General features: G+C 44.4%; 22 protein-coding genes. 16 read left to right on the top strand and 6 right to left on the bottom strand.

Going from position 1 to position 19,935, the window contains the following annotated elements; genetic code table 11:
- Positions 1–55: 55 nt before the first annotated feature.
- Entirely contained in the window at positions 56–2,029 is a 1,974-nt protein-coding gene (locus AC0C66_RS18505) for a S9 family peptidase (RefSeq protein ID WP_072182294.1), read from the top strand.
- A gap of 41 nt (positions 2,030–2,070) precedes the next feature.
- Here the strand turns inward: AC0C66_RS18505 and AC0C66_RS18510 are convergent, their stop codons facing one another.
- Positions 2,071–2,406: a NifU family protein gene (locus AC0C66_RS18510; RefSeq protein WP_171017000.1), complete on the bottom strand. Its 336-nt coding sequence runs from the start codon at positions 2,404–2,406 to the stop codon at positions 2,071–2,073.
- A gap of 98 nt (positions 2,407–2,504) precedes the next feature.
- Between AC0C66_RS18510 and AC0C66_RS18515 the strand changes: the two genes are divergently transcribed.
- Positions 2,505–2,831 (top strand): YuzD family protein, encoded by a 327-nt coding sequence (locus AC0C66_RS18515; protein ID WP_072182293.1) that lies wholly within the window; start codon positions 2,505–2,507, stop codon positions 2,829–2,831.
- Positions 2,832–3,054: 223 nt separating this feature from the next.
- Here the strand turns inward: AC0C66_RS18515 and AC0C66_RS18520 are convergent, their stop codons facing one another.
- Positions 3,055–4,122: an NAD(P)/FAD-dependent oxidoreductase gene (locus AC0C66_RS18520; protein WP_061188016.1), complete on the bottom strand. Its 1,068-nt coding sequence runs from the start codon at positions 4,120–4,122 to the stop codon at positions 3,055–3,057.
- A 262-nt stretch (positions 4,123–4,384) separates the two neighbouring features.
- Here AC0C66_RS18520 and AC0C66_RS18525 point away from each other — a divergent pair, with 262 nt between their 5' ends.
- The 6 genes from AC0C66_RS18525 (at position 4,385) to paiB (ending at position 9,105) form a co-directional block, all read left to right on the top strand.
- The gene (locus AC0C66_RS18525; protein ID WP_003222913.1) at positions 4,385–4,621 is read left to right on the top strand and encodes a YuzB family protein; all 237 of its coding nucleotides are present in this window, start codon (positions 4,385–4,387) and stop codon (positions 4,619–4,621) included.
- Positions 4,622–4,759: 138 nt separating this feature from the next.
- The gene (locus AC0C66_RS18530; RefSeq protein WP_014115028.1) at positions 4,760–5,974 is read left to right on the top strand and encodes a NupC/NupG family nucleoside CNT transporter; all 1,215 of its coding nucleotides are present in this window, start codon (positions 4,760–4,762) and stop codon (positions 5,972–5,974) included.
- Positions 5,975–6,096: 122 nt separating this feature from the next.
- Positions 6,097–6,951: a diaminopimelate epimerase gene (gene dapF / locus AC0C66_RS18535; RefSeq protein WP_072182289.1), complete on the top strand. Its 855-nt coding sequence runs from the start codon at positions 6,097–6,099 to the stop codon at positions 6,949–6,951.
- Between the two features lie 78 nt (positions 6,952–7,029).
- Positions 7,030–7,392, top strand: a complete 363-nt coding sequence (locus tag AC0C66_RS18540; RefSeq protein ID WP_003222918.1) for a HesB/IscA family protein — start codon at positions 7,030–7,032, stop codon at positions 7,390–7,392.
- A 547-nt stretch (positions 7,393–7,939) separates the two neighbouring features.
- Positions 7,940–8,458: a spermidine/spermine N(1)-acetyltransferase gene (paiA, locus tag AC0C66_RS18545; RefSeq protein ID WP_072182288.1), complete on the top strand. Its 519-nt coding sequence runs from the start codon at positions 7,940–7,942 to the stop codon at positions 8,456–8,458.
- Between the two features lie 23 nt (positions 8,459–8,481).
- Positions 8,482–9,105: a protease synthase/sporulation negative transcriptional regulator PaiB gene (gene paiB, locus AC0C66_RS18550; RefSeq protein WP_061188019.1), complete on the top strand. Its 624-nt coding sequence runs from the start codon at positions 8,482–8,484 to the stop codon at positions 9,103–9,105.
- Positions 9,106–9,177: 72 nt separating this feature from the next.
- Here paiB and guaC read toward each other — a convergent pair whose 3' ends face one another.
- Positions 9,178–10,158, bottom strand: coding sequence for a GMP reductase (gene guaC, locus AC0C66_RS18555; protein ID WP_014115023.1), 981 nt, complete (start codon positions 10,156–10,158; stop codon positions 9,178–9,180).
- A gap of 277 nt (positions 10,159–10,435) precedes the next feature.
- Between guaC and AC0C66_RS18560 the strand changes: the two genes are divergently transcribed.
- A complete protein-coding gene (locus AC0C66_RS18560; protein ID WP_003220614.1) occupies positions 10,436–10,576 on the top strand; it encodes a hypothetical protein in 141 nt (46 codons plus the stop codon).
- Between the two features lie 38 nt (positions 10,577–10,614).
- On the opposite strand, the gene yumC is transcribed toward AC0C66_RS18560, so the two are convergent.
- Positions 10,615–11,613 carry a ferredoxin--NADP reductase 2 gene (yumC, locus tag AC0C66_RS18565; RefSeq protein ID WP_003220618.1) on the bottom strand — a complete coding sequence of 333 codons (999 nt, stop codon included), beginning with the start codon at positions 11,611–11,613 and terminating at the stop codon, positions 10,615–10,617.
- 331 nt (positions 11,614–11,944) lie between these two features.
- Between yumC and AC0C66_RS18570 the strand changes: the two genes are divergently transcribed.
- From AC0C66_RS18570 to spsC, 4 genes are all read left to right on the top strand, one after another.
- Complete coding sequence (locus AC0C66_RS18570) at positions 11,945–13,165, top strand: NAD(P)/FAD-dependent oxidoreductase (RefSeq protein ID WP_472973675.1); 1,221 nt, start codon at positions 11,945–11,947, stop codon at positions 13,163–13,165.
- A 172-nt stretch (positions 13,166–13,337) separates the two neighbouring features.
- Positions 13,338–13,481: a YuiA family protein gene (locus AC0C66_RS18575; RefSeq protein WP_003220621.1), complete on the top strand. Its 144-nt coding sequence runs from the start codon at positions 13,338–13,340 to the stop codon at positions 13,479–13,481.
- A 52-nt stretch (positions 13,482–13,533) separates the two neighbouring features.
- Complete coding sequence (locus AC0C66_RS18580; RefSeq protein WP_014115020.1) at positions 13,534–13,854, top strand: YuiB family protein; 321 nt, start codon at positions 13,534–13,536, stop codon at positions 13,852–13,854.
- Positions 13,855–13,957: 103 nt separating this feature from the next.
- Positions 13,958–14,614 (top strand): stationary phase survival protein SpsC, encoded by a 657-nt coding sequence (spsC, locus tag AC0C66_RS18585; RefSeq protein WP_072182286.1) that lies wholly within the window; start codon positions 13,958–13,960, stop codon positions 14,612–14,614.
- A 230-nt stretch (positions 14,615–14,844) separates the two neighbouring features.
- Here the strand turns inward: spsC and AC0C66_RS18590 are convergent, their stop codons facing one another.
- Positions 14,845–15,321, bottom strand: a complete 477-nt coding sequence (locus AC0C66_RS18590; RefSeq protein ID WP_072182285.1) for a divergent PAP2 family protein — start codon at positions 15,319–15,321, stop codon at positions 14,845–14,847.
- 157 nt (positions 15,322–15,478) lie between these two features.
- On the opposite strand from AC0C66_RS18590, the gene AC0C66_RS18595 reads away from it, so the two are divergent.
- Together AC0C66_RS18595 and AC0C66_RS18600 are read left to right on the top strand one after the other, a co-directional pair.
- Positions 15,479–16,981 (top strand): leucyl aminopeptidase, encoded by a 1,503-nt coding sequence (locus AC0C66_RS18595; protein WP_072182284.1) that lies wholly within the window; start codon positions 15,479–15,481, stop codon positions 16,979–16,981.
- A gap of 144 nt (positions 16,982–17,125) precedes the next feature.
- Positions 17,126–18,454, top strand: coding sequence for a Na+/H+ antiporter family protein (locus AC0C66_RS18600; protein ID WP_072182283.1), 1,329 nt, complete (start codon positions 17,126–17,128; stop codon positions 18,452–18,454).
- Positions 18,455–18,523: 69 nt separating this feature from the next.
- Here AC0C66_RS18600 and AC0C66_RS18605 read toward each other — a convergent pair whose 3' ends face one another.
- Positions 18,524–19,126 carry a biotin transporter BioY gene (locus AC0C66_RS18605; RefSeq protein WP_014115015.1) on the bottom strand — a complete coding sequence of 201 codons (603 nt, stop codon included), beginning with the start codon at positions 19,124–19,126 and terminating at the stop codon, positions 18,524–18,526.
- A 102-nt stretch (positions 19,127–19,228) separates the two neighbouring features.
- Between AC0C66_RS18605 and AC0C66_RS18610 the strand changes: the two genes are divergently transcribed.
- Positions 19,229–19,825 carry a sulfite oxidase-like oxidoreductase gene (locus tag AC0C66_RS18610; RefSeq protein ID WP_014115014.1) on the top strand — a complete coding sequence of 199 codons (597 nt, stop codon included), beginning with the start codon at positions 19,229–19,231 and terminating at the stop codon, positions 19,823–19,825.
- The last annotated feature ends 110 nt before the right edge of the window (positions 19,826–19,935 follow it).

Here is a 19,935-nt window from a genome sequence, read left to right on the forward strand (position 1 = left end):
ATAAAGGAGTTTTTATTTAGAAAAACGAAATAGTTGTTAAAAGGAGGAGATGAACATGAAAAAGCTGATAACCGCAGAAGACATCACAGCGATTGTCTCTGTAACCGATCCTCAATACGCCCCAGATGGCATCCGTGCCGCATATGTCCAGTCACAAGTGAATCAAGAGAAAGATTCGTATACATCAAATATATGGATCTATGAAACGAAAACAGGCAGGTCTGTTCCTTGGACACACGGAGAAAAGCGGTGCACGGACCCAAGATGGTCTCCGGACGGGCGCACGCTTGCCTTTATTTCTGATCGTGAAGGCGATGCAGCACAGCTGTATATCATAAGTGCTGAAGGCGGGGAAGCAAGAAAACTGACTAATATCCCGTATGGCGTGTCAAAGCCAATATGGTCCCCGTATGGCGAGTCGGTGCTTGTCACTGTCAGTTTGGGAGAGGGAGAAAGGATTGATGACCGAGAAAAAACGGAGCCGGACAGTTTTGAACCTGTTGAAGTTCAAGGTCTAGCCTATAAACGGGACGGCAAAGGGCTGACGAGAGGTACGTATGCCCAGCTTGTGCTTGTCAGCGTGAAGTCTGGTAAGGTGAAGCAGCTGACAAATCACAAAGCCGATCATGGCGACCCTGCTTTTTCTCCTGACGGCAAATCGCTTGTTTTCTCAGCTAATTTGACTGAAACGGACGATGCCAGCAAGCCGCACGATGTCTGCATGATGTCGCTGGATACTGGAGATCTCAAGCAGATTACGTCTCATCGCGGCTCATTCGGACCAAGCTCATTTTCACCGGACGGAAGGTATCTTGCTTTGCTTGGACATGAAAAGGAATATCAGAATGCAACGTTCGAAAAGGCGTGGCTCTATGATATCGAACAAGACAACCTTACATGTCTGACTGAAATGCTTGACGTTCATTTAGCGGATGCGCTCATTGGAGATTCACTGATCGGAGGTGCCGAACAGCGCCCGGTTTGGACGAAAGACAGCCAAGGGTTTTATGTCATCGGCACAGATCAAGGCAGTACGGGAATCTATTATATTTCGATTGAAGGCCTTGTGTATCCGATTCGTCTCGAAAAAGAGTACATCAATAGTTTTTCCATTTCACCTGACGAACAACACTTTATTGCCAGTGTGACAAAGCCGGACAGACCGAGCGAGCTTTACAGCCTCCCGCTTGGGCAGGAAGAGAAAAGGCTGACTGGCGCGAATGACAAGTTTGTCGGCGAGCATACGATTTCAATACCTGAAGATATTCAATATGTCACAGAAGACGGCGTGACGGTGAACGGCTGGCTGATGAAGCCTGCACAGGCGGAAGGTGAAACCTCATATCCTCTTATTCTCAACATACACGGCGGTCCGCACATGATGTACGGGCATACATATTTTCATGAATTTCAAGTGCTGGCGGCGAAAGGATACGCAGTGGTTTATGTCAATCCGAGAGGAAGCCACGGTTACGGGCAGGAATTTGTGAATGCCGTCAGAGGAGATTATGGAGGAAAGGATTATGAGGATGTGATGCAGGCTGTGGATGAGGCTATCAAACGAGATCCGCAGATTGATCCTAAGCGGCTCGGTGTCACGGGCGGAAGTTATGGAGGATTTATGACCAACTGGATCGTTGGACAGACGAACCGCTTTAAAGCCGCTGTCACCCAGCGCTCGATTTCAAACTGGATCAGCTTTCATGGCGTCAGTGATATCGGCTATTTCTTTACAGATTGGCAGCTAGAGCATGACATGTTTGCAGACACAGAAAAGCTCTGGGACCGTTCCCCTTTAAAATACGCAGCAAACGTGGAGACACCGCTTTTGATTCTGCATGGCGAGCGAGATGACCGGTGCCCGATCGAGCAGGCGGAGCAGCTATTTATTGCTCTGAAAAAAATGGGCAAGGAAACGATCCTTGTCCGTTTTCCGAAAGCGTCGCACAATTTGTCACGCAGCGGACACCCGGTACAGCGGATCAAGCGCCTGAATTATATAAGCTCATGGTTTGATCAATATCTCTAATAAAAAAGCCAGGCTGATTAACGATCAGCCTGGCTGCTTTATTAAAAGACTTGTTCTACTTCAACGACACCCGGCACTTCTTCAAGAAGAGCGCGTTCAATTCCGGCTTTCAGCGTAATTGTTGAACTTGGGCAGCTGCCGCATGCGCCTAGAAGACGAAGCTTAACGATACCTTCATCTACGTCTACAAGCTCACAGTCACCGCCGTCACGAAGTAAAAACGGACGAAGTTTGTCCAGTACTTCCTGCACCTGTTCTTTCATTTCAACTTCAGTCATGACATTCGCTCCTTTCGTCATCATAAAACCATTATATTCAGTGTAACAATAAAAATCTATTGTTTGGTTTGCAAAGTTGCTTTCCCTATTATAGCACATTAAGACTTGAACACAAAAACGGTTTTTTTCTATAAAAACGTCTTTTGGCTCTGTATACTGAAAGAAAGGACATACATAGGGGGAAGGAGGCGTTTCCAGTGACAAAACCTGTCGTGCTCAGCGTGTACGGGGCAGAAACCGTTTGTGCAAGCTGTGTCAATATGCCGACGGCCAAGGATACATACGAGTGGCTTGAGGCTGCGCTGAAAAGAAAATATCCAAATCAGCCTTTTGCGATGCAATACATCGATATTTATGAGCCGCCTGACAATGAACTTGCAAAAGAGCTTGCGGAAAAAATCAGAAATGACGAGTATTTTTATCCGCTTGTTCTTGTAGAAGACAAAATTGTTGGTGAAGGCAATCCGAAATTAAAAGACGTTTATGAGGAAATGGAGAAGCATGGGTATACAGAAAACCGCTGACATGATCAGCAGTTCCAGCGTGTGGACAAACCCTCGCATTCGTTGTCAAGCCTGTGAGTTGGTGCTCACGAATTAAAACATTCGCTCCGCTCCAATGCTCGCCTTTCCTAGACTTCAAGGGTTTTCAAACACGCTGAAAAGATGAAAACGGCTAAAACTAAAACCGTTTTAGCCGTTTGTAATCATTTAAACCGCTGATAAGATCAGCGGTTCTTCTCTATCATTAACCGTTATGATGTTTGTACATCCACAGCAAGCCGGATTTCAACATGCGCGGAACACGGCCGATCAGCGGGCGGTCAGCAACAAGACCGAAGCCGGCTTTTTTTCCGAGTGAACCGAGGACGCCTTTCAGCTTAAACTGCGGCATTGATTCTGGAAGGGCTTCTCCATTCCAGCGTTTTTGCAAGATTTGGACAATCTGCTCTGCTTGAGCCTCTGCCAGCTGGGCGCTCGGTGCATGAGGGAGGCTGGCGCAATCGCCGACAACGTACAGATGTTCATCACCAGGAAGATTGTGATGAGGCGTTAATACGATACGCCCTTGTGCGTCCTTTTCCACATCTAAGTCTCTGACGACTTTGTTCGGCTGTATGCCGGCTGTCCACACGATGGCGTCTGCAGAAATCGGTTCATCGTGGTTATACACAATGCCTTCTTCAACTTTTGTGATATTTGCCCTGTTAATAATGCGGACACCGTGCTCTTCGAACCAATTTTGCACATATTTGCTCAAACGCTCGGGAAAGCTTGATAAAATGAGATTACCGCGGTCGAACAGAATGATGTTCAGGTCATCACGGCTTTCTCTCAGTTCACTTGCAAGCTCAACGCCGCTTAAGCCCGCTCCGACAATGGCGACAGTGGCATTAGCGCTCAGGTTATTCAGCTTTTGATAGGTTTCGCGGGACTGGTCGATGGTTTGAATGCTGTAGGTGAATTCAGGCGCTCCCGGCACGTTGTGATATTTATCCTCGCAGCCGAGCCCGATTACAGCGTCATCGTAAGAAATCGGTTCACGATCTTGGAACAGCACTTGTTTTTGTGCAATATCAATTGATGAGATATCACCATATTGGACATCCAGGCGAGGGTGCTCTGGGAATGACACTCTGATATGATGGTCAGAAATTGTGCCTGCGGCAAGGGCATAATATTCTGTTTTCAAGCAGTGATAAGGATTTCTGTCAATTAACGTGATTGAAACATCATCAGGCAGCTGGTTTGGCAATAAGCGATGAAGAACACGCATGTTCCCGTAACCTCCGCCGATCAAGACCAATTTTTTCATTTGAATTCCCCTTTAATCCGAAGAGTATGATAGACACATTGAAGAAAATACGAACTATGTAAAATAACATCTAGAATTATATCGAATTTGATCTAAAATCACAATAATAGTTTGAAAATAACCTACAAATTAGCCTGAAAGTACAAATTAGTAAAACGTTATTGGAGTAATGATATGTTACGATAATAAATTTTGAACAATCCATTGTCTTTGACGAATGGTGAAAAATTCGCGATAATGGACATATGTGAGGTGAAACCGCATGAATCCAATGATTGAATTTTGTGTCAGCAATCTGGCTCACGGCTCTCAGGAAGCCCGGGCGATTTTGGAGAAGGATCCAAACCTGGATGTCCTTGAATACGGCTGTTTAAGCTACTGCGGGACATGTATGGAGTCGCTTTTCGCTCTTGTAAACGGAGAAGTTGTCATGGGTGAAACGCCTGCTGAGCTTGTTGAGAATATATATACATTTATTGAAGAAAATCCAATGTTTTAAAAGAAAAGGGCCTGGGACAGGCCCTTTTTTATTTTGTCGTCCAAAAGAACTAAAAAATGTGTAGACATCAAAAAATATTATTGTTATCGTATAAAAGATATTTTTTTAAATAAAATTTTAAGAGGTGTAGGTGTATTCATGAGTGTTCTGTGGGGACTGCTCGGCGCAGTTGCGATCATTGCTATCGCGTTTTTATTTTCAGAAAAGAAAAGCAATATTAAGATAAGAACCGTCATCGTTGGTTTATGTACACAGGTGGCGTTTGGATACATCGTGTTGAAATGGGAAGCGGGACGCGCTGTTTTTTTATGGTTTTCAAGCCGTGTACAGCTTCTGATTGATTATGCGAATGAAGGCATCAGCTTTATTTTTGGACCGCTTCTGAAAGTCGGCGACAGTCCGGCATTTGCATTAAGTGTACTGCCTGTTATCATTTTCTTCTCAGCACTGATTGCAGTTTTATATCATTTGAAAATTATGCAGCTCATATTCCGTGTCATTGGCGGCGGATTGTCAAAGCTCCTTGGGACAAGCCAAACGGAATCTCTTGCGGCTGCTGCTAATATTTTTGTAGGACAATCAGAATCTCCGTTAGTGATCAAACCCCTGATAGCCGGGCTGACGCGCTCTGAATTATTCACGATTATGACGAGCGGTCTATCGGCTGTTGCGGGTTCTACCTTGTTTGGGTACGCGCTTCTCGGCATTCCGATTGAATACCTGCTTGCGGCCAGCTTTATGGCTGCTCCGGCGGGTCTTGTCTTTGGTAAACTGATTATTCCCGAAACGGAAAAGCCGCAAACCGTAAAAAGCGATTTTAATATGGATGAAGGCGAAGGCGCTGCCAATGTCATTGACGCAGCTGCAAAGGGAGCGTCAACAGGTCTGCAAATTGCCTTAAACGTTGGAGCGATGCTGCTTGCGTTCGTTGCATTAATCGCCGTAGTAAATGGTATTCTCGGCGGAGTTTTCGGCTTGGTCGGTTTAAAAGGCGTCACATTAGAATCCATTCTCGGTTATGTGTTTTCCCCAATCGCCTTTTTGATTGGCGTGCCATGGCATGAAGCGTTGCAGGCGGGAAGCTATATCGGCCAAAAATTGGTGCTGAATGAGTTTGTCGCTTATTCTAACTTCGGTCCGCACATCGGCGAGTTTTCTAAGAAAACCGCTACCATTATCAGTTTCGCGTTATGCGGATTCGCCAATTTTTCGTCAATTGCAATTATGCTCGGTACGCTTGGCGGTTTAGCACCTAGCCGCCGTTCGGATATCGCACGCCTCGGCTTGAAGGCTGTTCTTGCGGGAACATTAGCCAATCTGCTTAGCGCAGCCATTGCCGGCATGTTTATATAAACAATAAAAGCTCCTTGCGACAGTGCAAGGAGCTTTTATGTATGAAAAACGGGGGATAATTGTATTGTGTCCGTTTATAATAGCTTTTATACTAAGAAAAAGAAAAAAAGTTGGAGGCACCTATGAACTCATTTCGATTTACCAAAATGCACGGCCTGGGAAACAGCTATATTTATGTGAATCAATTTGAAGAACAGCTTCCGGAAGAAAAACTGTCTGAGATTGCAGTTCAGGTTTCTTCTGTTTATACAGGGATCGGTTCCGACGGAATGATCCTAATATGCCCTTCAGATCAAGCGCCTGTCAAAATGCGCATTTTTAATAATGATGGGTCTGAAGGGAAAAACTGCGGCAACGGCCTGCGCTGCGTCGCAAAATATGCGTATGAGCATAAGCTGGTTAAGGAAACATCTTTTCTGATTGAAACCCTCTCCGGGCTTGTGAAAGCGGAGGTTCAAGTTGAAAACGGAAAAGTAAATGTGGTCACTGTCGATATGGGTGAACCGCGCCTGACAAAAGCCGAACTCCCGATGCTTGGCGGCGGAGAAGAGCACACGATCAATGAAACCATGACATTTGGTGAAGCTGAACTAATAGGCACTGCTGTTTCAATGGGAAATCCCCATATCGTTTTTCCGATCGCTGACATTGAACAGGCACCCTTGACGACACTGGGGCCGGTGATTGAGAAAGATCCGAGATTTCCGGAAGGCGTCAATGTGGAATTCGTCGAAACCGTGAATGAACATGAACTGCATTTCCGCGTCTGGGAACGGGGATCAGGCATAACTCAGGCATGCGGGACAGGAGCTTGTGCAGCAGCCGTCGCATCTGTGTTAAACGGCGTATCAAAACGAAATCAGGACATTACGGTGCATTTAGCAGGCGGAGATTTGGTGATTAACTGGAAAGACAACGGCCATGTGATGATGACAGGGCCGGCAGAGACCGTTTGTGAGGGTGTCTATTTCTTGTAAAACACCTTGTTTGAGAATTGGACCAATCATGTTTATAATAAAAGACAACATCCGGTTTTTAAAAGGAGGTTCACAAAGATGAGCAACCCGGTAACAATTACAGAAGCAGCAGCTTTGCATATAAAAGATATGATGAAAGAGCATGAAGAAGAAAATGCGTTTCTGCGTGTCGGCGTCAAAGGCGGCGGCTGCAGCGGCCTTTCTTACGGCATGGGCTTTGAGCATGAAAAGGGCGAATCAGACAGCATGTTTGATCAGCACGGCATTACTGTTCTTGTTGACAAGGAAAGCCTTGATATCATGAACGGTACCGTGATTGATTATAAGCAATCCATGCTCGGCGGCGGCTTCACTATCGACAATCCAAACGCCATCGCTTCATGCGGCTGCGGTTCTTCTTTTAGAACAGCGACGAATACAGGTACGCCTGAAGAGTGCTAGGCGCTATCCGATATTTCGAGATATGAATTGATCATCTCACCTGTTTCTGTTTCGGAGGATTGCGTGATTGCATTCCACGATTAACCGTAAGATTGTTCATGACGCTTTTCTTAGCGATAAACCATCGTTAAGGAAAGCGTTTTTTATTATGGCGTAAAATCAGAACGATCAAGAGTTATGAGAGTTTCAGCAGATAAATTTTACTTTAACTCGACCTCCTTCATCTGTATTTTTATTGTAAATGCAACAAAGTTGAGTTATATTTAACGCATGGTACTTTTATTGCATTTACAACAAAATACACGTTTGAGGAGTTGATGGTGAGAGAGATTCTTCGTGAAAAGGAGTGGTAGCAAGTGCAAACCCAGGAGTATCAAGAAAAGTTAGCTGAAATGAGATTAGTAGATCGAACAAAAGCATTTTGTACTATAAAAAAACTTTTTCCAACAGAGAAAGGAAAAATGTATTTCCATTTATAAATAGAAAAGGACTGGAAATTTAGTAAACACGAGAAACTATTGATTATATAAAGGAGCGACATTTTTAAATGACGATAAATATAAAAAAGTGCAGCCGTGAAGATTTAAAAATACTCCAAGAACTTAGTATTGAAACATTCAACGATACATTTAAAGATCAGAATTCACCTGAAAATATGAAAGCCTATTTGGAAAGTGCATTTAACGCTAAACAGTTGGAAAAGGAATTATCCAATACGTCTTCACAGTTCTTTTTTGTTTATTTTAATCATGAAGTCGCTGGATATTTAAAGGTCAACACCGATGATGCTCAGTCTGAAAAAATGGGTGATGAATCACTTGAAATCGAGAGGGTTTATATAAAGAACAGCTTTCAAAAACATGGGCTTGGCAAACATCTGCTGAATAAAGCTATAGAAATTGCGCTGGAACGTAATAAAAAGAACATTTGGCTAGGTGTATGGGAAAAAAATGAAAATGCCATTGCTTTTTATAAGAAAATGGGGTTTGTTCAGACCGGCGCCCACTCTTTTTATATGGGTGATGAAGAACAAACGGATTTAATCATGGCTAAAACACTCATATAATATTTTTCGAAGGATGGATGATGATGTATATTCCAAAATATTTTAAGGTCACAAATGCGGAAGAAATTTGGAATTTTGTACAAGAAAACTCCTTTGGTACGATTGTCACAACAGAACAAGGAAAACCAATTGCCACTCATTTGCCGTTAGGATTCAATAAAAAAGGCGATCATTACTATATTACTGGGCATTTTGCTTATGGAAATTCTCAGTGGAGAACGTTTGAAGCCTGTGAAAAAGTGCTTGTCATGTTCCAGGGACCGCACGCTTATATTTCTTCTTCCTGGTATTCGCGTGAAAATGTTCCGACGTGGAATTATCAGGCTGTTCACATGTATGGAAAAGCAAGTATCCTAGAGAAAGATGAATTAGTAGAAGAATTAACAATGATGCTGGAGAAATACGAAAAACATCGTGAAAATCCTGTTTTATGGGATAAACTTTCTCCAAAACTCTTAGAAAGTGAATTGAAAGGTATCGTTGGATTTAAGATTAAGGTAGAAGACATTCAAGCGGCATATAAATTAAGCCAGAACCGAAATGAAACGGATTATATGAACATCATTGAACAGTTACAAAATGAAGAAAATCCAAATGCAAAACAAATGGCAGAACTGATGGAAAATAAATTCAAAAAGCAAATATAAGCTTACTTTGCTGAAGAAGTAGCAGAAAACGCCAACTCAAGCGGAGAACCGCTGACTTGGCGTTTTTTATTTTTAATACTTATCCCCATTAAAAATCGAATTCTTCACAATCACATAATCCACATTGCGGATGGCGTCAAGTTTCGTTCCGCCTGCATAAGAAATAGAAGATTGCAGATCCTGTTCCATTTCAATCAGCGTATCCTTAATTGAGCCTTTATGTGCCACGTGCATTTTCTTGCCTTCTACATTTTTCTTTTCGCCTTTTTGGAATTCAGAGGCTGAGCCGAAGTACTCTTTGTAGAGCTTTCCGTCTTTTTCGATCGTTTGGCCTGGTGATTCTTCGTGCCCGGCAAATAGTGAACCGATCATGACCATCGTTGCGCCGAATCTGATTGATTTTGCGATGTCTCCATGTGTACGGATGCCGCCATCCGCGATAATCGGTTTGCTGGCAGCTTTGGCACACCAGCGCAGTGCCGCTAATTGCCAGCCCCCTGTGCCGAAGCCGGTTTTGATTTTCGTAATACAGACTTTTCCCGGTCCGATGCCGACCTTAGTGGCATCCGCTCCCGCATTTTCAAGTTCTCTGACCGCTTCCGGCGTTCCGACATTGCCAGCAATAACAAAGCTGTCCGGCAAATGTTTTTTTAGGTGCTGAATCATTTCAATGACAGCATTTGAGTGCCCGTGGGCAATGTCTATTGTCACGTATTCAGGAGTCAGATTTTCTTCTGCCAGCTGGCAGACAAATTCATATTCCTCTTCTTTGACGCCCACGCTGATAGAAGAGAATAATCCGCGTGCGTTCATATCTTTAATAAAATCAATTCGTGTTTCAGGTTCAAATCGGTGCATCACATAAAAGTAGCCATTTTCGGCTAATTGAATTGCTAGCTTTTCATCTATAATCGTCTGCATATTGGCAGGAACGACGGGCAATTTAAATGTACGTTCGCCTAAACGTACGGATGTATCACATTCTGAACGGCTGTTTACAATGCATTTTGCAGGAATTAGCTGAATATCTTCGTAATCAAATACGTTTTCCATAGTTCTCACTCCTAAAAACGAATATTTAAAACAATAATATATGAAATGTTCGCCTTCTATAATGTACTCTGTTTTATTTAGGATGTCAAACGTTTTTATTTGCTGGCATGTACGTTCAAGTGTCGAAGCTTGTCATGCTCGGTGAGTTTGGGTATCATAGTCTTAACGAAAAGTCTTAGAGAGCGGATTAAAACGCGAATGATATACGTTCAGCAAAGCTTGGTCGTTCAGCACCAGGCTTTCTTTAAGAGATGGACATGTGAAAGGAGCGAATCAAATGACTCAAAACGAAGGAAAAACACCGAAGTCCCAAAAGATCCAAGACCGCATTATCATGACAATGATCTGGATCGTCGCAGCACTTGTGATTGCGCTGGTCATTGGAACTGCGATGAATTATATAAATATCTTCAAATAAAAAAGGAGCTGTGTCGCTGACACAAACTCCTTTTTTTATTACTTATTTTCAAAAAGACTTGTTGAGTGAAGAGGCTGTACGCGGGCTTTCGGATCCATGTAAGCTTTGGCGTTGTTCACTGCTGTCGGTGCCTCGCCGAAGCCGCTTGCGATCAGGTTGACTTTTCCTTCGTATGTGCAAATGTCACCTGCGGCAAAGAAGCCTTCGATGTTTGTTTCCATTGTTGATTTGACAACAATAGAATTTTTCTCGATGTCCAGACCCCAGTTTTTGATCGGGCCAAGAGATGAAACGAAACCGTAGTTGACGATTAAGTCATCGATTTCTAAAATCTCTTTGCGATCGCCTTTGACTTCTTCAAGCACAAGCTGTTCAATTTTGTCTTCCCCGATCAGCTCCGCAGGGACGAATGGTGTCAGGACATTAACCTTCGACGCATGAAGGTTTTCCACACTGTGCTCGTGCGCGCGGAACTTATCGCGGCGGTGAATGATGGATACTTCTTTTGCGATCGGCTCAAGCATAAGCGCCCAGTCAACCGCTGAATCTCCTCCGCCAAGGATCGCAACGCGTCTGCCGGCGAATTTTTGCAAATCGTCAACGAAGTAGTGAAGGTTTTTGCCTTCATACTGCTCGGCATTTTCAAGTTCCAGCTTTCTCGGTTTGAATGCGCCGTTTCCTGCAGTGATGATGACTGTTTTAGAATAGTGAGTTTCTTCATTTGTCACAAGCTTAAACACGCCGTCCGCTTGTTTTTCAACAGATTCAACCGCTTGCTCCAGACAAATGGTTTGGTCGAATTTCGCCATTTGCTCTTTTAGGTTATTGATAAGCTCTTGTGCGCGGATTTTCGGGAATCCCGCTACATCGTATATATATTTCTCAGGGTATAGGGCGCTAAGCTGTCCGCCGAGCTGAGGCAGGCTTTCGATAATTTTGACGCTAGCCTGTCTCATGCCTCCGTAAAAAGCGGTGAATAAGCCGACCGGTCCCCCGCCTATAATTGTAATATCATAAACCTTTGTATCCTCTCGCATACGAAAAATGCCTCCTAAATGAAAATTGTTATTAATTATACCATATTGCCGTTCAAATTGACGAGTCAGCAGAAAAAATCGTGAGTGTATCGCGTGCGCATCCATTCTTGAAAATATTTCCGCAGGCCGATACGATGATAACCAAATGATTTGATCTTTTTCTGAATGTTTCCTGGGCCAGCCGGATAAATATGATAGTAGTGCTATGCGTGAGGACTTCACAAAAAACTTTTCAATATATTTCATAAAATCCCGCCAATAAGCTGAAGCTAACACAAATGATGTTTTTATTATGAGTCTAACAAAAGCAAAAAAAGAGAAGGTGGATGTGATGGCATTGAATAAGCCCAAAATCGTGATTTTAGGTGCAGGATATGGCGGATTGATGACGGTAACTAGGCTGATAAAGTTTGTCGGGCCGAATGATGCTGATATTACGCTTGTGAATAAACACAATTATCATTATGAAACGACATGGATGCATGAAGCGAGCGCGGGTACGCTCCATCATGACCGCTGCCGTTATCAGATAAAAGATGTAATCAACCAGTCGCGGGTCAATTTTGTACAGGATACCGTAAAGGCAATCAAAACTGATGAGAAAAAAGTTGTGCTTGCGAATGGAGAGCTGCAGTACGATTATTTAGTCATCGGACTCGGCGCGGTGCCCGAAACGTTCGGTATTAAAGGTTTGAAAGAATATGCGTTTCCGATTGCCAACATCAACACGTCGCGTCTACTGCGGGAACATATTGAGCTGCAGTTTGCGACTTATCATACGGAAGCGGAAAAACGGCCGGACAGGTTAACGATCGTTGTAGGCGGAGCCGGATTTACGGGAATTGAATTTCTCGGTGAGCTGGCAGCCCGCGTGCCTGAGCTCTGCAAGGAGTATGACGTTGATAGGGGTCTCGTCCGCATTATTTGTGTAGAAGCAGCGCCGACCGTTTTGCCTGGCTTTGATCCTGAGCTTGTTGATTACGCCGTACATTATCTAGAGGAAAATGGAGTTGAGTTCAAGATCGGCACGGCTGTACAAGAATGTACACCGGAAGGAGTCAGAGTCGGCAAAAAAGATGAAGAACCAGAGCAAATCAAATCGCAAACCGTTGTATGGGCAGCAGGTGTCCGCGGCCATCCGATTGTGGAGGAAGCCGGTTTTGAAAATATGCGCGGCCGGGTCAAAGTCAATCCTGACCTTCGCGCACCCGGACATGACAACGTCTTCATTCTCGGTGACAGCTCGCTATTTATGAATGAAGATACGGAGCGCCCGTATCCGCCGACGGCGCAAATTGCGATGCAGCAGGGAATAGCGGTTGCTAAGAATCTTGGCAGGCTCATTAAAGGCGGAGAGCTTGAGGAATTCAAGCCGGACATTAAAGGAACGGTGGCTTCTCTTGGCGAGCATAACGCGGTAGGGGTCGTTTATGGCAGAAAGCTGAAAGGCACACCGGCTTCGTTTATGAAAAAAGTCATCGATAACCGCTCGCTGTTTTTGATCGGCGGACTCGGACTGACGCTAAAAAAAGGCAAGTTCAAGTTTTTCTAAAAACCCGCGGAAGCGGGTTTTCTTTATTAAAAAACGTTAAAATAAAAAGATAACGTGAGGAAAACAAGTATGTTTCCGCTTACATCAGAAGATTTGTCACATGATCTGACTTTATTGTTGACAGTATGATATGATATATTATCAGAAAATTAAGAAAAAGGGTGATGATCAGATGAAAACTGCAACGACAACCGCTTCACATGCATGCCCATTTTGCTCAGGGAAAGGGTATTTTCAATTGATCCTCGGTGGTTCAGAAACTTGTCCGTCTTGCCAGGGGACAGGAAAAGACAATCATTCTTTTTCCAGCCGTTGACTTTATTTGAGCCCCCGCGTTACACTAAAAATAACGCAGGGGGTGGGATAGGTTGATTAGTCTGCCAGTCGTAATCATCTCAATTGTTTTATTTTTTGTCTTGTTTTTTGGAATCGGTTTCTTATTAAACATGCTGCTGAGAATGTCTTGGATTATGGCTGTGATTTATCCGATTGTATGCCTTTTCATTATTAGCAAGGAAAGGCTGGTCAGCTATATCCAGTCGCCGGGAGAATCCTTTGCCGGCCTGTTTCATCGTATCGTATCATTAGCGGCTGCTGATGTGCTGATTTTAGCCAGCGGTTTGGCTGGCGCCATCGTGTCCGGTATAGCGATCAACATGCTCAGAAAAAGAGGATATCAAATGTTTTAAATGCCGCTTTCTTCTAAAGAAAGCTTTTTTTGTGCTTTCTGTTCATTCGCCATTTTGAATATTGCTCTCTCCAATTGGGAACAATGATTCGGAGGAGAGGTGAATGATGTTGAATATGATCAGACGTTTGCTGATGACCTGTTTATTTCTGCTTGCATTTGGCACGACATTTTTATCAGTGTCAGGAATCGAAGCGAAGGACTTGTCAAAATGGGTGCAGGAACATCAAGAAAAGCACTTGAAGCATGCAGGACTGACATTAAAAGCATTGCAGCAGAAAAAAACACAAACCATGTCAGCGGACAAGGATAAAACAAAACCGTTAGAAGAAGCATTTGACTGGGACGAGTATCCGGTCCAAAGAGTAACAGCAACAGGCTACACAGCAGGAGTTGAATCGACGGGAAAAAAGCCCGGCGATCCATTATACGGGCTTACATATTCAGGTGTGAAAGTGAAACGGGATTTGTACTCCACGGTTGCTGCTGATCCGTCCGTTTTTCCGATCGGCACGATTTTATTCATTCCGAACTACGGTCTCGGAGTTGTGGCCGACACAGGATCAGCTATTAAGGGAAACCGCCTTGATCTGTACTTTGATACCGTCAAAGATGTGTACAATGAGTGGGGCAAAAAAACCCTTGATGTATATGTGATTAAAAAGGGAACGGGAAAGGTCACCGAGGATGAGCTTGAGAAGCTCAATGAAACAAAATCTTTGCAGGTGTTCAGAAATCAATATAAAACTGTAAAAGAATAAAACGCTCCAGCGGAAGCAGGAGCGTTCAGCGTGTTGACAAACCCTCGCATTCGTTGTCAGGCCTGTGCGTCGGTGCTCACGAATTAGAACATTCGCTGTGCTCCGATGCTCGCCCTTCCTAGACTTCAAGGGTTTTCAATCACGCTGAAAAGATGACAAAATCCTAAAACTTAAATCGTTTTAGGATTTTGTCAACAATCTGAGCGCTCCAGCCATGGCTGGAGCGTTTTTTACATGAAAAAGTAAGCGAGTATCAATGTTAGTAAAATACCTGTTAAGCCTCCGAAAAAAACCTCGATTGGCTGATGTCCGAGAAGCTCTTTCAGCTTTTTTTGCTTTTCTTTATTTTCAGCCTTCGGGAAGTCCTTTGCTTCATTTACGAAGTGGTTAAAATCAATGACAAGCTTATTGATGACTGTTGCCTGCTCACCGGCGTGACGTCTGACACCAGTAGCGTCAAACATGGTAATGACGGCGAAAATGGCGGAAACCGCAAAGAGAGAGGAGCCTAATCCATGATCCAAAGCGATGCCTGTAGAAAGTGCGGTGACCGCCGCGGAGTGAGAGCTCGGCATGCCGCCTGTGCTTGTGACCAGCGACCAGTCCAGTTTTCTGGACACGATAAACTGAATGGGCACTTTGATGACCTGAGCAAAAATAATCGCGGCCAGGCTTGATAATAAAGGGAAATTCGTTAAAAGTTCCATAGGCGACATCCTTTCTATTTAAAAAATCCTTCGTGTTTCAAAAGAAAAAAGCAAGTCTTAGACTGTTGTTTGATAAAATAAGTGTAATGGAAAGAATGTTTTTCCTATTATACCATTGTTCATTACAAATACCCATTACGTTAGGAGTGTAAGCCTCATGTTTTATGCGGTTCAGCAATTAGAGCATACAGAAACCCTTGTGGTCGGGCTTTTTCAAAAAAGCCAGTTGACAGGCAAAGCATTGGAAATTGATGAAATGCTGGAAGGCCATCTGACACAGCTTTTAAAAGATGGTGATGTCTCTTCGAAACCGAATCAAGTATCAAAAGTATTCCCTCCATCTTCTGCGGGTATGAAACGGATTTATTTCGTTGGTCTGGGGAGAGAAGCAAATTATTCGTTTGAACAGGCGAAGGAACGTTTTGCCCATGTTTTTCAAGCCATTCACAATGACCGAAAACAAGAAGCAGCAGTCCTGCTTGACACGTTTATTTCGGAAGACGTACCTCCAGCCGATGCCGCTCATGCTTTAGCTGAGAGCTGCCTGCTTGCGTCCTATGAGGTGCAGGATTATAAGCACAAATCAAATGAGCCTGACAAACAAATTGAAGCTGTGTATGCCGTCACAGATGAAGATATACAAGAAGTGCAGGCGGGACTTCGCGTCGGCCAGGCATACGGGCAAGGGGCAAATTCGGCTAGAACGCTTGTAAATATGCCGGGAAACATGCTGACAGCGACTGACCTCGCTTCTTATGCAGAAGAGCTTGCGGCGAAATATGATTTTGAGTGTGAGATATTAGAGAAATCAGAGATGGAAGAGATTGGTATGGGCGGGATACTTGCAGTAAACCAAGGCTCGACCGAACCCCCAAAAATGATTGTTTTGAAGTACCAGGGCAAAAATGATTGGGAAGACGTCGTCGGACTTGTCGGAAAAGGGATTACCTTTGACACAGGCGGCTATTCCATTAAAACGAAATCTGGAATTGTCGGCATGAAATCTGATATGGGAGGAGCAGCTGCGGTTCTCGGTGCTATGGAAACCATCGGAGAGCTTCGTCCCGAGCAAAACGTGCTGGCTGTTATTCCGTCAACCGATAATATGATCTCCGGCGGGGCGATGAAGCCTGATGATGTCATCGTATCATTAAGCGGAAAAACAATTGAAATCCTCAATACGGATGCTGAAGGAAGGCTTGTACTAGCAGATGGCATTACATACGCGAAACAGCATGGCGCGTCAGTTCTTGTTGATGTGGCTACGCTTACCGGCGGCGTCGTTGTGGCATTAGGAACAGAAACGACTGGCGCTATGACAAATGATCAAAGCTTTTATCAGCAGGTAGCTGATGCTGCACAAGAGTGCGGCGAGGCGATCTGGCAGCTGCCGATAACAGAGAAGGATAAAAAGCGTGTGAAAAGCAGCCAAATGGCGGATCTCAGCAATTCGCCGGGACGTGAAGGACATGCGATTATGGCAGGAACGTTTCTTGGTGAATTTGCTGAAACAACGCCTTGGGTTCATCTTGATATTGCGGGCACAGCTACTTCCAATAAAGCAACCTGCTTCGGGCCGTCCGGGGCTACCGGCGTAATGGCCAGAACACTGGCCACACTTGCGGAACGATTTACATTGGAAGAAGATAAAAGCGAATAATGTGAAATCCCTGCTGCGGAATGCAGCGGGGATTTTTTCTTCTGAAATCTTTAGTTGACTAAAGTGCATCGGTTATGATAAGATACGTTCGTACTTTATTTATCTACTACATTAGCAAACTAAAGGATTTTTTGGAGGGTTATCATGAATGCAGTCGTCATCGCAGTGCTGCTTATGCTTGTTTTAAGCATGCTGCGTGTTAATATTGTTATCGCATTAATTATAGGTGCCTTGGCCGGCGGGTTAACAGGCGGTCTCGGGCTTGGCGAAACGGTTAAAGCTTTTACGGACGGGCTTGGCGGAAATGCTACCGTTGCAGTCAGCTATGCCATGCTTGGCGCGTTTGCTGCGGCTTTAACGAAAACAGGTCTTCCGGACGCAATGGTGGAAGCCTCCGTTAAATTAATCGGAAATAAAGAAGACACCCGCAAAAAAGCACTGTCCAAAGTGCTGATTGTGCTTATTATTTTAATCATATCTTGTTTTTCGCAAAACGTGGTTCCGGTTCACATCGCATTTATCCCGGTGCTGATTCCGCCTCTTTTGAAAATCTTTAATGAACTTGAAATGGACCGCCGTCTGATCGCGTGTGTGATTACATTCGGTTTAACGGCACCTTATATTTTAGTGCCGGTTGGTTTCGGCCAAATCTTCCAGGGGATGCTGAAGGACAATATGGCGGATGCCGGATTAAACGTATCTCTCGGTGATATTCCTTACGCCTTAATGATCCCGGTTGCGGGTATGGTTGTAGGTCTGATTTTATCAATCATCGTATTTCGTAAACCGAAAACATACGAAACAAAAGAAATATCTGGTGCGAATGCTTCTCCATATACGAAAAAAAGCCTGGCTATCGCGGTGCTTGCCATCGCAGTGTCACTCGGCGTCCAGCTCTACTTATCTCAGACATTGGGAGTAGAAGGGATGATTATGGGGGCGCTGGCAGGTCTGATTATCCTGTTTGTCAGCGGTGTGATGAAGCGTGATGAAGCGGACTCACTGATTACTGACGGAATGGTTTTAATGGCCTTTATCGGTTTTGTCATGCTCGTTGCAGCCGGATTTTCAAATGTATTGACCAAAACCGGAGATGTCGAGTCACTGGTTAAAACAGCAGCTGGCATTATGGGGCACAGTCAGTTAGTGGGCGCATTGCTGATGCTTATTGTCGGCTTGTTCATTACAATGGGAATCGGATCTTCTTTTGCGACGATTCCAGTGATCACAACGATCTTTGTGCCTCTTTGCATGCAGCTCGGATTCAGCCCGATGGCAACGGTTGCGATTATCGGAGCGGCTGCTGCGCTTGGCGATGCCGGTTCACCTGCCAGCGACAGCACACTTGGGCCGACTTCAGGTTTAAGTGCAGACGGCCAGCATCACCACATTTGGGATACTTGTGTGCCGACATTTTTATTTTATAATATCCCGCTTATCATCTTTGGCTGGGTTGCGGCGCTTGTTTTATAGGAAAAAGGCTCCCCTTTACTGGGGAGCCTTTTCTCGTTATGATAAAAAAACCGTCCAATAGAACGGTTTTTACGTGGATGATATGTGATTTCTGTTAAAGCCAGTTGCTTTATGAATTGAGCGGTAGATCGCAGGTGCGATAAACGCCAGTACCACAGCCATCGCCGTGTCTTTTACCATAAACCAAGTCATAAAGCCCCAAGCCGTGCCGTAGCTCACTGGCGTATGAATCCACAGCTTCAGTGCAAGATACATATAGGTAGTCCCGATGATATACATGATGGCTGTTCCAATAAGAGAAGCAGTCAGAAATCGGATTTTACTCGGCTGAATTTTGCGTTCTAAGAACCATCCAGCTGCAAATGCTGCAGGGATGTAGGAGATAATAAACCCGCCGCTTTTTCCCGCAAACGGTGCGAAGCCTGCCGAAAATTGAGCAAACACAGGTGCTCCGGCCAATCCGACAAGTGCATATACAATCATGGCAATACCTGCTCGTTTGCTGCCGAGAAGCATGGCTGCCAAGAGACAGAAAAACGGCTGCATTGACAGCGGAATGCCGGCTACTTGTAAAAAGGGTGCCACTGATGTAATGTTGGCGCCGACAGCCATAAGTGCGGCGAACATGCCGATCAGCGCCATATCGCCCGCACGAAGTTTATGTTGTTTCATTGTTGTTCCCCCTTAGGTTTACATACACAATCATAGAGTAATAAAGAACGGAAATATTGTCAACATAAAATAAAATAAGGTTAACAAAAAGGAGGGTTCTGTATGTATTTCGGAAAAACAAAACAATCCGATCAATCTGGGAGAGTCCCGCCAAACCAAAACGTCACAACCTCATTTCCTGTGCTTCATACGGGAAATGTACCGTATTACGAGGATATGGCTAAATGGAATCTTCAAGTATACGGATTGGTTGACCATCCGATGCTGCTAAGCTTTGAAGATGTCAAAGCCTTTCCTCAGTACGAATCGAAAAATGACATCCATTGCGTCACTGGCTGGTCAAGGCTTGATAATGTATGGCAAGGCGTGCGGGCTCGTGATATAGCGGAAAAAGCGGGTGTAAAAGAAGAAGCGGGCTACGTCATTTTACATGCGGAAGAGGGCTGGACGACCAATCTGCCGCTTGCTGATTTTTTGGCTGAAACTTCACTTTTGGCTTATGCGCATAATGGCGCCCCTTTAACGCCTGAACATGGCTTCCCGCTGCGGGGCGTGTTTCCGCATCTATATTTTTGGAAAAGCGCCAAGTGGCTGCGCGGCATCCAATTTACGAAAGAGAATCACCCCGGTTTTTGGGAGCAGAACGGCTATCACATGAGAGGCGATCCTTGGCAAAATCAAAGGTTTACATGGGATTAAGGTTCTATTTCAAGTAGGATAATATGCATCTTTATCAGGTTTTCATTTCCATATTGATAGTCTTCAGGTACCTTATTTGATGAAGGTGCCTTTTTTATTTAGGAAAAAGT

The organism is Bacillus sp. VA13 (assembly GCF_055710085.1).